Source organism: Streptomyces sp. NPDC049577 (assembly GCF_040675635.1).
Classification (GTDB): Bacteria; Actinomycetota; Actinomycetes; order Streptomycetales; family Streptomycetaceae; genus Streptomyces.
On the sequence record NZ_JBFAPH010000014.1, the window covers coordinates 1 to 12327 of the forward strand.

Below are 12327 nucleotides of genomic sequence, written 5' to 3' on the forward strand. Positions count from 1 at the left end.
TGCGGCTGCCGTTCCGCCACACCGCCCGCGCCGCCCGCCTCGCACGACGCTTCGGCCGCCGGCCGCTCGACGCGGCACGGGCCGGGGCCCTGGTGGAAGCCGTACGGCACACCGCCCGGCGGTGGCCGGGCCGGGCGGCCTGCATGGAGACCTCCCTGGGGGCCGTGCTCGCCGCGGCCTTCCTCGGCCGGCGGCTGGAGTGGCACCTGGGGGCCCGGTTCGCCCCGCCCCCGGTCGAGTACCACGCCTGGGCCGACCTGCCCGGCCACGGCCCCGTCGGCGAGTACACGGCCGCCGGCTGGCACCACCACACCGCCCTGACGATCTGACCCCGCGCTGCCGGGCGGCGTGTCCTTCACCCGCCCGGAGCAGTTGACCGAATGCGAGTGCCCCGCACCCCTCGAAGGAGTGAGCAGTGACCACCGCCGTCGCCCAGGCCGCCGAGACCGTCCCCGAACGCCACTACACCCACCACGACGGCCGCGGGCCCACCCCGCACCGCTCCAACCCCGTGGTCATCCACCGCGAGCTGACCACCCTGGACGTGGGGGCGGGCATGAACGTCGCCGAGCACGGCACCGGCTCCGGCTACTCCGGCGCCCTGCTCGCCCAGCTCGTCGGCCCCACCGGCACGGTGACCAGCCTGGACATCGACGCCTACCTGGTGCGCTGGGCCCAGCTCATCCACCACGAACGAGGCGTCACCAACGTGCACTGCCACAGCGCCGACGGCACCGCCGGCTTCGCCGAGCGGGCCCCGTACGACCGGATGGTGGCCTGGTGCACCCCGCCCCTACTGCCCAGGGCCTGGGTGGACCAGGTCGTCGACGGCGGCCTGATCGTCGCGCCGCTGCCGATCGCGCCCGTGCCCAACATGACCGTGGTCGCCAAGATCCGCGTGCGCGGCGGGGAGCCGGTGGTGGAGGCGGTGTTCACCGGCGGGTACATCGAGGCGACCGCCTCCCCGAAGACCGACCTGGACCTGCCCGGCCGGTGGGTGGACTGGGAAAACCGCCTCCCCGCCCCGTCCTGGGTCTCCATCGCCTGGCGCGAGAGCGACGACCACCTGCACACCGGCGCCCGCACCGTCCTCGATCGCCTGACCAAGGACGCGCACACCGAGCCGTACGGCGGGGCGGACGTCGACTGGCCGTCCTGGCGGACCTTCGCCGCCGCCCTCGGCGACGGGCACCTGACCATGGCCGGGCTCCGCCCGGACCTGTGGGCCATCGGCCACTCCACCGAGACGACCGCCGCGGTCATCCAGCAGGGCGGCACCATCCTCGCCGACCGGCCCGACTCCCCCTCCCTCTCGGTCCTGCACAGCTGGCTGACCGCCTGGGAGAACGCCGGACGCCCGGCCCCCGAGACCTACACCCCCACCCTCACCCGCACCACCGGCGGCTGGGACCTGCGCCTGTCCCGGTAGGCCGCGGGTGCCCGGCCGGACGGCGATCAGCCTTCCGGCCGGGCACCCCCGTCATGCGGCAGCCGGGACCTGGTCGTCCTCCAGCACGCTGAAGTCGACGTCGAGGCGGGTGTCGTAGTCCTCCGGGGTGATCCCGAGCTCGTGGGTGGAGTAGGCGCCGAACCCCACGCTCGTCGACCTCGCCTCCGCCGCCCACCTCGACCACCAGAGCGGCCAGCCGCGCCGGGCCGAGATCGGCACAGAGACCTACGCCTGCCACCCCGGCCCCGTCCCCTGGGGCTCCACCAACGTCGACGTCGTATTCATCGGCAGCCCGATCTGGATCGCCGCAGCTGACGACGACAGGCACTGAAACACACAGCCCAGCGCGGCTGCGCCGGTTACTACTCCTCCGGGATCAGCCCCTGCGGCGCACCGGCCGTACGCAGGAGGGTGCGGCAGCCGACGATCCCGGCGAACCAGCCGTCCGGGCTCGGCGCGGGCATACAGCCCACCGTTACCGCACCCGACCGCGCTACGCCCTCCACGTGCTCCTGCCACACCTGCACGCAGTCCACCGCCACCTCGAAGTCCGTGACCTGCCCCGGCGGGCACACCCACAGACGGGCGTAGAACATGCCGGTGTCCGCAGCGGCCTCCGCCAGACCTTGCCGCTCCGCCACCTCCCGCGTGGCAGCCGCGATCTCCGGCGGGATGCCGACCGGCGCGAAGATCGCAGCCGCCGGGTACGGCAGATGCACCACGGCGTCGGCGAGCTGCTGACCCAAGGCCTTGAGGTCGGTGCCCGGAACCGTGGAGACCGGCACCAGCAGCAGCGCCTCCCCCGTAGCCGTCACCGCCCAGCCCCCTCATCCTCAACGGAGTTGGGGCGGGGCGGGTCGTCGCGCAGTTCGGTGTCGTCCATGGACACCGACCCTACGAGCCGTCAGGCCGGGCCGTATCCAGGATCAGCTGATTGCCCGGGCGCGCAGGCGGAGGTGACCGTCTCGTGGTCAACGGTCAGCCGGACGGGGCCCCCGGGCCGTCACAGCCGGCCCCGAGGTGCTGGCAGCGGCAACACCATGCGGAGGTCGGCCAGGGAGAGCGGCATCGGGTGGCTGCGGCGCTCCCCGGCCAGGCGGTTTCCCTCCAGACGCGGCGCCTTGACCGTGAGCGTGTCGTGCGAGCGTCCGTAGGCGCGGTAGGCAACGTGGACGCGGCCGCCCGAGGTAATCGCCTCGGCGAGGGCCGTGCAGTCCGCCGCCCCCAGCTGCGGGGCCACCTTGCGGATGTGCCAGACCAGCGGGAGCTCCGGCGGCGGCTCGGTGTCGGCGGGCAGCGCGGCGACCCACCGCGCGAAGTCCCGCGGCCGCTTCGCCTCCTGCCGGGGGAAGCGCACGTTCAACGGCGCCCGGTACGCCTCCTCCCCAGCGGCGGACGGACCGTCCAGGGACGGCACGGCCGCGGCCTCGGCGCTGCTGGAGGGCGCGTACCCGGCCGCGTGCAGCGCCGACATCACGCGTGTGGAGCCCACGGTGGAGAGGAGCACGGTCGGGCCGACCCGCCGCAGGCCCAGGACACGCAGGTCGCGGTGGTGGGCGAGTTCGGTGGCCAGGGCCTCGTCCTGGACGTCGAGGACCGTGACGGCCCGGGAGAGCCGGATGTGGCCATGGCGTCGGCGGGTGTCGTGGACCAGGTAGATGATGGTCTGCGGGATCGGGGTGCTGGAGACGGCCGTCAGCCGCTCCAAGACCTCCTCGGCGCTGGCATCAGGGTGCCGGTCGAAGAATGCGCGCACGCTGGTCGGGGAAACGCGCCAGGTCTGAGACTGGGCCTCAGTGCGCTCCAGGTCGCACAGGTCGGCGAGGGTGGCGCGCAGGGCGGGCGTGGGGACGCCCGTCACCAGGACGAGGTGGTCCGCCAGGATCGCGGCCGTCTCCTGGAGAGGCAGCAGCGCGGCCGCGGCATGGAGCAGCTGCGGGGCGTCGTTGCCGTCCAGCAGGGCGCGGCCCAGGCCGGTGAGGGCGCCCGCGGCGGTCAGGGCCAGGAGCTCGCTCTCGCGCAGCACCGCGGCGGTGACCGTGTCCGCTTCCAGGGAGGAGGTGCACCAGATGCTCATGTGGGAGCAGAAGGTGTCGTCGACCAGCGGCGGCCGGTGACCGTAGGGGGCGAAGACGGTCGGGGTGCGGTCGTAGACGGCGGCGGCGAGCTGCTCGTCGTCGACGACGCCGTGGCCGTCGGGGAGTTCGGCCAGGACGCGCAGCACGGTGTGGCGGATCGCGTAGGCGCGGTAGACGTGGGCGTCGCTGCTGAGGGTCGCCGCGGCCTTTCCGGGGCGGTCCGGGTCGGTCACCGGTGCCAGGGGCAGCGCGTTCATGCCCAGCAGGGCGCGGCCGAGGTCGGCCAGGCGCGCGGCCGGCTCTGCGGTCTTCCAGGCGGCCGCCTGTTTCGTGGGGGTCCATCGGCCGTGCTCGGCGGCGATCAGGTCGAGTTCGGCGGCCAGGTGGAGCCAGAGCCGCACTTCGCCCTCGGGGATGTGGAGCAGGCGGACCAGGCGGCGGACGGCCTGGATGCTGATCCCGCCCTGCTTCAGCGCGGGCCACGACGGTTCGGCGAAGAGCTCCAGGAGCCGGTCGATGCGCTGGAGCGCGGCGGCGGCCGCGGCCGCCGCTCCCCCCGCCCGCTGCATCTCGCCCACCGGCCGCGTCCGGGGAACCACCCTGGCCAGCGACAGCGGCGCCTTTCGGGGCCGCTGGGCGTGGGTATCCCGGTGGCGGCGGCCCAGCGGGGCCTGGAACAGCTCCGGCACACCTGGGTGCAGCACGAGGCGGGCGTCGTCCGTCAGCGCGAGCACCCGGCCGGCCAGCGCGTCGAGCACCTCCTGGAACCGCTCGGCCGTGACCGTCTCCCCCACGCCGAACAGCCGCTCCAGAGCCTCCCGCGAGCAGGCCACCGGCTCGTGCCAGCCCGTCGATATACCGGTCAGCGCGACGGCGGCCTCCAGCACCTGCACCTCGCGCCGGGTCAGCACCGAGGCGTCCGCCCGGACGCCGACCAATAGCCGGAAGGCGAGCTGATGCAGCGTCTGCGGGCGGGGACGGGCGTATGCCTCGGGGAACCTCGCGACGAGCTCCGCCCGCTCCGCCGGTCCCATCTTGGCCAGTCGATCCCGCAGCAATCCCACCAACTCAGCCCTCACCCCCGGCATACTGCCACCGTCGCCACCCGCCGACCCGCCGTTCACCCAGACCAGCGGAAGCTCCGGACAGGCAAGATGAGGTTCGCGGGGCGTGCAGGCAGCGGGGGGACGCGTGTGGCTACGGCCAGCTCGTCACCGGGCCTGCGCCTTGGGGGCTCACCACCACTCCCAGCCGTTCATGCCCTCGCCACGAGGGGTCGGGGTGTCCAGCACCAGCACGGCACCATCGCCCAACAGCGCAGACACCTCGGCCTGCACGTCACCCGAAAGCGTGTACGGGGTGTAGAGGGCGCCGGTGCCCACTTCGGGCACGATCTGGCCATCCACCAGGTTCAGCTCCAGCTCGACGTCGAACCACGGCTCAAGCCCGCGCTCGCGCAGCAGCTCGTGTGCGGCGAGGATCGCCTGCGGATCCGGCGCGGCGTAGTAGTGGTTGGTCAACCGCATCTCGGGGTGGTCGGCCAGCAGCCGCGCCCAGTCGCGGGGTTCCCAGGTGCTGGCCAGGGCCAGGCTCGGGCACTCCGACCGGTACATCCGCCCGTCGAACTCCCGGCGCACCCAGGCCGGGACGGGTGTGTCCGGGCCGAAGGACAGCGTGCGGTCCGGGTTCGTGGTCATGTCCGCCATCGCGGCGCCGAATGCCTCGCGGTGGGCGGCTGGCCACCGGTTCCAGTGCTCGTCTCCGACATAGTCGTGCAGGCGTTGCAGCAGCGCCTCGGCCCGGCGGCTCTTGTCCGGCACATGTTCAGGCTGGGGCGTATCGGCGTCGCCGTCCTCCCCGCCGGCAGCAGCCTCGAAGGCGATTTCCCCTTCCTCGTCGGCACCCGGCTCGACGATGATCTTGTAGGCGGGGTAGACGTGCCACGGGCCCGGCTCACCGGTCGGTGTGGGCAGGGCAGCCCGCCACGTGTCGATGCGCAATTCCAGGACGCGACGACCGAGCTCCGCCTCCACCCACGCCCGCAGGGCGGCCAGGGACGTCTCGCGCGTCAGGACGCCGGGCAGCCACTCGCCCAGAGAGTTGTTCTCCCACTCCTGCACAGTGAACAGCTCCCAGCACGACTTTTCCGCGTCGTCCATCAGCAGGTCACCGGGGAACCAGGCCAGGACGTGCGTCGGGGCGGCTGCCGTTGTCATGACACCCTCATCGGCGCTCAGCGCGAGCCGCTGACCGGCGCTGGTGTGCGTCGTTGCGTTCATCCCCACCCCGTTCTCCCAGCTCCGGCATCCGGGACTGTCTCGGCGTCGAGGGCCATTCCATCCCGCCGCAGTGATCACGTCCAGCCCAAATCCCACGGTCCTCAGTCCAGGTGCAAACCTGCCCCGGAACGCCCCGCCGCCGTCCAGCACCGAGGTGCCCGCCCGGACGCCGGCCAGCAGCCAGAACTCAACGCGGCCCTCGATGCCTCAACCACCGAACGGGAGCCCCGACCTGGGGATGCCGGAGTCCGGCGTGCGGAGGTACGGGAGCCGCCCGGCCGGCCTCAACCCCCCACCGGACATCAGCCCACGGTCCGGCCAGGCGACCCACCCACCAGCAGGAACCACGTGATGCGAATTCCGTGTCACGGCCGGTTCCGCCCCGGCGTAGCACCGCTGCCGATGTCCCCGACCCACCCGCCCGTGCCGCCGACCTCAGCCCACCCAAACGCGCGCCCCCTGGAACAGCCGGGGGTGCCTCGATCTGCTTCAGGGGGAGCACCGAGATAACCAGGGGCTCGGCGTGCAGCTGCTGGTGTTGCAGGAGCGCGGTGTAGAGGGGGATGCCGGCGAGGGTGCGTGCGGATCCCAGGATGGTGCCGGCCAGCGTCCGGCCGGTGGGCCGACCGCGCGTCCGGGCATGCAAGCCCCCGGCCGTCGGGCCGAGGGCATGCAATGGGAGCGGCAGGAGGTCAGCCGTCTGCGGTCAGGAGGGTGTCACGCTTGTCGTACCAGCGCAGGGAGTCGCGGATGCCGTCGGTGATGGTGTGCTGGGGTTCCCAGCCGAGCAGGTCCTTGGCGCGGGTGCTGCGGCTGTAGGCGCCGACTGTGTCGCCGGGGCGTCGTGCGGTCTCGACGACGGGCAGGGGCCTGCCCGTGACCTCGCCGAAGGCGTTGACGAGTTCGCGTACGGTCGTGGCCTTGCCAGCGCCCAAGATGATGACCTGGTGCCGGTCGGTGCCGTCGGTGGGCAGGACCTGGTCGAAGCGGTGCAGGGCGCGCAGGTGGGCGTCGGCGAGGTCCCAGACGTGGACGTAGTCGCGTACGCACGTGCCGTCGGGGGTGGGCCAGTCGGTGCCGGTGATGGTGAACTTCTGGCCGCTGTGGTGGGCGTCGATCATGCGCCCGAGTGCGTGGGTGGGCTTGAGGACCTGCAAGCCGGTGCGCAGCTGTGGGTCTGCGCCGATGGGGTTGAAGTAGCGCAGCGACATCGATCGCGGGCCGCCGGCTGTGGCGGTGTCCTTGAGGATCTGCTCGGCCATGGCCTTGGTGTGGGCGTATGGGCTGGCGGGTGCCAGCGGCGAGTCCTCGTCCACGGTGAAGTCGTCTTCGCTGGGGCGGTAGATCGAGGCCGAGGAGCTGAAGATGAGCCGGTCGCAGCGGTTGCGGGCCAGGTGGCCGAGGAGCGCGATGCTGCCGGCGAGGTTGTTGCTGTAGTAGGCGAGCGGGTTGGCGACGGATTCGGGCACGACGATGAGCGAGGCGCAGTGGATGACCGCGTAGATGTCCCGGTGCTCGGCGAACACCTTGTCGATCAGGTCGCCGTCGGCGATGTCGCCCTCGTAGAAGGCGTGGGGGGCTGCGAATTCCCGGCGGCCGGTGACGAGGTTGTCGAGGATGACCGGGGTGATGCCGTCGTCCGCGCAGGCGGAGGCGATGGTGGAGCCGATGAAGCCGGCGCCGCCGGTGATGAGCACCTTCACGAGCGTGTCCCTTCGGTTGGATTTAGAAATTGCTGCTGGCGCAGCGGAACCCGATGCAGAACGTCGAGTGGTCTTCTGGGTCGGCGCACATGCGCTCCGCGCCCCTGACCTGGAACCGGTAGTTGGTCCAGCCCCCGCCGCGCAGCACCCGGTAGCGCCCAGAGACGAACGAGTAGATGTCCCCGTAGTTGCGCCGGGGGTCGTACGGGCGGTACAGGTCGGCGGTCCACTCCATGACGTTGCCGGCCATGTCCGTGACGCCGAACGGGGAGGCGCCGACGGGGAAGGTGCCCACGGGCGTGGTGCCCGGCAGGTCGTGGGATTCGCGGAAGGCGGCCCACCAGTCTTTCCACTGGTCCATGCACGTGATCGGGTGCGTGCTGGTGCGCTCGGCGGTGTTGGCGGCGTCCGGTTTGAAGATGTTGCCCCAGGGCCAGGTGAGCCCTTCGGGCCCGCGGGCTGCGTACTCCCACTCGGCCTCGGTGGGCAGTCGCAGCCCGGCCCATCGCGCGTAGGCGTCGGCGTCCGGCCACGCGATGTGCACCGCTGGGTGGTCCGGCCGGTCCCGCACGGCGCACAGCCCGTCGAAGCCCATGGGGTGGCGCCAGCAGGCGCCGGGCTTGTCTTCCCAGAACCCGGCCCCGTAGACCAGGCCCGTTCCGCGCAGTTCCGCGACCGTGCGGTAGCCGGTCGCCCTGGTGAAGGCGGCGAACTGGCGGTTGGTGACCGGGTGCCGGTCGATAGCGAACGGCGCGACGTCGACCCGGTGGACGGGGGACTCGTCCTCGAACCAGGAGCGCGGCAGGTGCTGCGCGCCGGCGATGGCGTCGAGGTCCGCCTCGGTCGTCCCGGCCCGCAGTGTGCCGCCGGGGACCGGGATCATGTCGTGCTCGGCAACCATGGCGCCCCTCCTCATCCGCCGGCGACGGCGGGCAGAACGAGAACGTCGTCGCCGGGACCGAGCGGGGTCTCCAGGTGCTCCAGGTCGCGGATGTTCGTCTCGCCGACGAAGACGTTCACCCACGACCCCAGGCGCTTGCCTCCGACGGCGTACAGGCGCCGGTGCATGTCCGGGTGATCGGAGGCCAGGCGATCGAGGACGGCGCCGACCGTTGGGCCGTCGAGGTCGAGCTGGGCCTGGCCGCCGGTCGAGGCGGCCCAGCCGCTGGGGATCTTCACCACTGCCATGCGTTCTTTCCCCTCGTCAGGTCTGTGTGCGACAGGTGATCAGTGCCGTGCGGGAGCATCCGGGGCGCTTGCTGCCGGAGGCCGCGCGTCCTGCGGTCCGCCCGACTCGACGTCCAGGAGGCGGCCGATCGGCTGGTGCAGCACGGCCGCAGGGCCGGCGAGTCCGAGCACGAGCAGGACGAGCGCATCGCGTAACGGGTGGTCCATGCCGTCGTTCATCCGGCGGCTCCCGTGTGCTGGTGCGCGTCCGCGGCGCCCACGACGCCGAGGAGCGTCTGGCAAGCGCGGGCGGACTCCTGCACCCACCTCAGGGCCATGAGCGGGAAGTCGTCAGGGCTGGGCGGGGCGTAACGCATGCGCCGCCGCGTGGCTTCCAGGCCGTAGCCCACCAGCCCCAGCCCCTTGCGGTCGGCGGGCCACCGGCGCCGGTGCTGTTCCGTGGCGATCGGCAGGAGGAGGGTGATGTGTCCGCTCAGCCGCTCGATCAGGTCGGCGAGCACCCCGGGGTCCGGTGTGTGCCCGGCCGGCACCGGCTGCAAGGCCGTCGAGATCGTCTGAGTGATGGCCACCACGTCGACGTCGGTGCCCTCGTCGGGCCTGCTGTGGTGGATGACCTCGTGCTGCTGCGTTCCCATCACGCCCATCTCTTTCGGTCGTCGTGCGCGGACGGACAGCCGGAGCCGTATCACCGGCGGCCCGCCACATCCCTTGTCGACGCCCGGCCGTCCGCGTCCAGCAGGACACGGCGGGACGGCCGGGCCGTACGGACAGACAACCGCCGATACAGCCGGGTCGGCCCTAGCGGAGCGGCCTTTTCTGCTCGACGCCGCCCTAGCGAATTGACCCTTTCTTTAGGCGAGTTGAGACACCGGACCGCACTACGGTGGGTCACGTGGAGAGCAGTGACCGCGCCCGGAACACTCAGTTCGTCGACTGGATGACCGACCAGGGATTTACGGCCGCCGAGCTGGCCCGGCTGCTGAACGATGCGATCGGTGAAATCACCGGCAGGCAGGGAACCCTCATCGAGGGGACCATCCGTAGATGGCGGTCCGGGGACAACCGCTGGCCCCGCGAGGTCCAGCGCCGGGCCCTGGCCCAGCTCAGTGGCCGCAGCCCCGCCAGCCTCGGGTTCATCGATCCGTCCACACGTCGCCAGGAGGCAGATGTGGACCGCCGCGCCTTCCTCGGCTCATCCACCGGCGCCGTCGCCGCCATAGCCCTGCCGTCCGGACGCAGGATCGGTTCAGCCGACGTCCGGGCCGCCGAGGCACGCCTGGACGCTCTCTCCGAGCTCGACGACCAGCGCGGCGGTCACGCCGACCTCCGCAATGCGGCCCTGGCAACGGCCGACCGCATCTTGGCCCGGCAGCAAGAAGGCACCGCCAGCGACAACGTCCGCCGCCGCCTGTACGCCGTGGCCGCCGACTGCACCGCCATGGCCGCCTGGTCGTGCATCGACGACCGCGACCACGACCGCGCCCAGGCCCATCTCGACCGCGCCATGACCCTGGGCGGCCTGGCACAGGACAGCAGCATCCAGTTCCACATCTGGTGCTTCATGGCCACCCTGGCCAATCAGCGCGGCCAGTACACCCAGTCCCTGGCCGCAGCACAGGCCGCCCGCGCCACCAGCGCCGCCCGCCGCGACCCCCTGCTCGCCTCCCTCGCTCACGCTCGCGCCGGCCTGGCACACGCCCGCATGCACGAGCACACCGCCGCGCGCCGGAATCTCAGCTACGCCGAGAAGGCATTCGCCAAGGCCCCCATGGAACCTCGCACCGCGTGGAGCGACTTCTACACCCGCGGCGAGCTGCACGGCCTGACCGGTCTTGCACTCGCGCAGGCCGACGACCACGAGCAGGCCGAGTACCACCTCTACCAGTGCCTGGCCGCACTCCGGCCCGACCAGCACCGCAACCGCGCGCACTACACGGCCCAGGTCGCCCTCGTACAACTGGCCCAGGGGGACGCCCGGCAGGCATGCGCCACCGCGGATGCCGCCGCCACCATGCCCACCAGCGACAACGGCCGCACCCTCCATCTCCTCCGCCGCTTCGCCGGCACGCTGCGCACCGTCGCCCCCGGCTCGCGGACCGCCCGGGACTGGGCGGACCGCCACCCGCCCACCACCCGCTGAAGGAGACCACCTACGTGCCCGTACACCTGCGCCGCTACGAACACGCCGACGCGAAGGCCCTGCGCGAGCTCCTCCTCGACGTCCACGACGAGTGCTATGCGCACTCCGACGACCCGTTCGACTCCCGGGACACCTTCGCCGGATATCTCGACCGCTGGTCCGGCCGGACGGGATGGGTATGCGTCATCGGCTACGACGACCAGGAACCCGCCGGATACGCCTACGGCGCCCCGCTCCCCGCCGACACCCGATGGTGGGCACCGGTCGACAGCCTCAACCAGGCGTTCACCCGCGAGGACGGCCGCCGCACCTTCGCCGTCTCCGAAATCATGGTCCGCCCCCGCTGGCGCGGCACCGGCACCGCCCGGCGCATCCACGACGAACTCCTGGCCAACCGCCCCGAGCAGCGCGCCACCCTCCTCGTAGAGACCTCCCAGCCGCGCGTTCAGGCCCTCTACGAGACATGGGGGTACAAGCCGGTAGGCCAGACCCCGCAAGATCAGGACACCCCCGCCCTGACGGCCATGGTCCGTCCGCTCCCCGCAGGGTGACCGTCGTGCCCGTCGACCAACCAGCTACTCCTACGCGTCGAGGAAGGCGAAAAGCCCTGGCAGGCAGCGAGGGCCAGGGGCGAGACAAGGTGGTCAGCCAGGACGGCCGCCGTCGCGTTCAGTGGCAGCAGCACGGCGCCGCCTGCACCAGCTGCTCGCCATCAGCGCGCCGACGTTCACCCAGTACCGGCACCGCCAGCAGCTCCTGGACCGCATCCGCGCCTACGCCCAGCGCGCGGCCGCCGACGGCCGGAAGGTGACCACGATCATCGGCTCGATCCGCGCCGACGAGATCAGCGCCGACTACCCCAGCCCAAGCGCCCCGCTGTCGTCTTCGCCGGACTGATCATCCAGAACGACGAAGGCGCCGTGGCTGTTCATGCGCCGCGCGAACACCGGCTTCGCCGACGGCATGTGGTCACTCCCCGGCGGACGCGTCAACCACGGTGAACTGCTCGTCGAGGCGGCCGCCCGCGAGGCCGAAGAGGAACTCGGCCTCCACGTACTCATCCAGGACCTGCATACCGCGCACGTGCTGAATAAGATCAGCGACGACGGCACCCCCGTCGTCGGCTGGTACTTCCACACCAAAACCTGGACCGGCTCCCCCAAGAACCGAGAACCCCACATGTGCTCGGAGCTGGCCTGGATCCAGCCGCACGCGATGGACCCGCACACCGAATCGACGGACCACAACGCGGTCGAAGCATGGACGAGCGGGCGCGTAGCAGGATGGAAGTGCGGTCATTTCCTCGGCCTAGCCCGCGAGGCGGCGCCGCATGACGCCGTCCCCGGCGTCCGGGACCTACACGAGCACCTCCTCGCCGCAAGCGACCTCATTGCCCGACACTGAACTCCCGGCGTGCCGAGCGGCGGCGATGCACGCCGCTCCGGGCATGGCGAAGGGGGCCCTCACCGGATCGCTCCGGTGAGGGCCC

The 12327-nt window shown here is 72.1% G+C and carries 15 protein-coding genes; 6 read left to right on the plus strand and 9 right to left on the minus strand.

Annotated features, from left to right (window positions below):
- Together AB0K09_RS03455 and AB0K09_RS03460 are read left to right on the plus strand one after the other, a co-directional pair.
- Positions 1-329, plus strand: a 329-nt coding sequence (locus tag AB0K09_RS03455) for a lasso peptide biosynthesis B2 protein (RefSeq protein ID WP_366063563.1), incomplete at its 5' end; no start/stop codon positions are given.
- Between the two features lie 86 nt (positions 330-415).
- Positions 416-1429, plus strand: coding sequence for a methyltransferase domain-containing protein (locus AB0K09_RS03460; protein ID WP_366063564.1), 1014 nt, complete (start codon positions 416-418; stop codon positions 1427-1429).
- 51 nt (positions 1430-1480) lie between these two features.
- Here the strand turns inward: AB0K09_RS03460 and AB0K09_RS03465 are convergent, their stop codons facing one another.
- From AB0K09_RS03465 to AB0K09_RS03505, 9 genes are all read right to left on the minus strand, one after another.
- A complete protein-coding gene (locus AB0K09_RS03465) occupies positions 1481-1669 on the minus strand; it encodes a hypothetical protein (RefSeq protein WP_366063565.1) in 189 nt (62 codons plus the stop codon).
- A 143-nt stretch (positions 1670-1812) separates the two neighbouring features.
- Positions 1813-2265: a hypothetical protein gene (locus AB0K09_RS03470; RefSeq protein ID WP_366063566.1), complete on the minus strand. Its 453-nt coding sequence runs from the start codon at positions 2263-2265 to the stop codon at positions 1813-1815.
- A gap of 188 nt (positions 2266-2453) precedes the next feature.
- Positions 2454-4562 (minus strand): helicase-associated domain-containing protein, encoded by a 2109-nt coding sequence (locus tag AB0K09_RS03475; RefSeq protein WP_366063567.1) that lies wholly within the window; start codon positions 4560-4562, stop codon positions 2454-2456.
- A gap of 201 nt (positions 4563-4763) precedes the next feature.
- Positions 4764-5744 (minus strand): hypothetical protein, encoded by a 981-nt coding sequence (locus tag AB0K09_RS03480; RefSeq protein ID WP_366063568.1) that lies wholly within the window; start codon positions 5742-5744, stop codon positions 4764-4766.
- A 755-nt stretch (positions 5745-6499) separates the two neighbouring features.
- Entirely contained in the window at positions 6500-7510 is a 1011-nt protein-coding gene (galE, locus tag AB0K09_RS03485) for a UDP-glucose 4-epimerase GalE (protein ID WP_366063569.1), read from the minus strand.
- A 22-nt stretch (positions 7511-7532) separates the two neighbouring features.
- Positions 7533-8411, minus strand: a complete 879-nt coding sequence (locus tag AB0K09_RS03490) for a formylglycine-generating enzyme family protein (protein WP_366063570.1) — start codon at positions 8409-8411, stop codon at positions 7533-7535.
- An 11-nt stretch (positions 8412-8422) separates the two neighbouring features.
- Positions 8423-8698: a MoaD/ThiS family protein gene (locus AB0K09_RS03495; RefSeq protein ID WP_366063571.1), complete on the minus strand. Its 276-nt coding sequence runs from the start codon at positions 8696-8698 to the stop codon at positions 8423-8425.
- A 39-nt stretch (positions 8699-8737) separates the two neighbouring features.
- Positions 8738-8917 carry a hypothetical protein gene (locus AB0K09_RS03500; RefSeq protein ID WP_366063572.1) on the minus strand — a complete coding sequence of 60 codons (180 nt, stop codon included), beginning with the start codon at positions 8915-8917 and terminating at the stop codon, positions 8738-8740.
- Positions 8914-9333 (minus strand): DUF6415 family natural product biosynthesis protein, encoded by a 420-nt coding sequence (locus AB0K09_RS03505; RefSeq protein WP_366063607.1) that lies wholly within the window; start codon positions 9331-9333, stop codon positions 8914-8916. The genes AB0K09_RS03500 and AB0K09_RS03505 overlap by 4 nt, the downstream gene beginning before the upstream one ends.
- Before the next feature lie 257 nt (positions 9334-9590).
- Between AB0K09_RS03505 and AB0K09_RS03510 the strand changes: the two genes are divergently transcribed.
- From AB0K09_RS03510 to AB0K09_RS03525, 4 genes are all read left to right on the plus strand, one after another.
- Positions 9591-10838, plus strand: coding sequence for an XRE family transcriptional regulator (locus AB0K09_RS03510; RefSeq protein WP_366063573.1), 1248 nt, complete (start codon positions 9591-9593; stop codon positions 10836-10838).
- Positions 10839-10852: 14 nt separating this feature from the next.
- The gene (locus AB0K09_RS03515) at positions 10853-11389 is read left to right on the plus strand and encodes a GNAT family N-acetyltransferase (protein WP_366063574.1); all 537 of its coding nucleotides are present in this window, start codon (positions 10853-10855) and stop codon (positions 11387-11389) included.
- Between the two features lie 121 nt (positions 11390-11510).
- The gene (locus AB0K09_RS03520) at positions 11511-11735 is read left to right on the plus strand and encodes a hypothetical protein (RefSeq protein ID WP_366063575.1); all 225 of its coding nucleotides are present in this window, start codon (positions 11511-11513) and stop codon (positions 11733-11735) included.
- 33 nt (positions 11736-11768) lie between these two features.
- A complete protein-coding gene (locus AB0K09_RS03525) occupies positions 11769-12242 on the plus strand; it encodes an NUDIX domain-containing protein (protein ID WP_366063576.1) in 474 nt (157 codons plus the stop codon).
- Positions 12243-12327 lie beyond the last annotated feature (85 nt).

Bases quoted from the DNA above. Each gene is read 5' to 3' on its own strand.
- AB0K09_RS03500 (WP_366063572.1), bottom strand. From the start codon at position 8,917: ATGAACGACGGCATGGACCACCCGTTACGCGATGCGCTCGTCCTGCTC.
- AB0K09_RS03480 (WP_366063568.1), bottom strand. From the start codon at position 5,744: ATGACAACGGCAGCCGCCCCGACGCACGTCCTGGCCTGGTTCCCCGGT.
- AB0K09_RS03495 (WP_366063571.1), bottom strand. From the start codon at position 8,698: ATGGCAGTGGTGAAGATCCCCAGCGGCTGGGCCGCCTCGACCGGCGGC.
- AB0K09_RS03475 (WP_366063567.1), bottom strand. From the start codon at position 4,562: ATGGGACCGGCGGAGCGGGCGGAGCTCGTCGCGAGGTTCCCCGAGGCA.
- AB0K09_RS03490 (WP_366063570.1), bottom strand. From the start codon at position 8,411: ATGGTTGCCGAGCACGACATGATCCCGGTCCCCGGCGGCACACTGCGG.
- AB0K09_RS03525 (WP_366063576.1), top strand. From the start codon at position 11,769: ATGCGCCGCGCGAACACCGGCTTCGCCGACGGCATGTGGTCACTCCCC.
- AB0K09_RS03505 (WP_366063607.1), bottom strand. From the start codon at position 9,333: ATGGGAACGCAGCAGCACGAGGTCATCCACCACAGCAGGCCCGACGAG.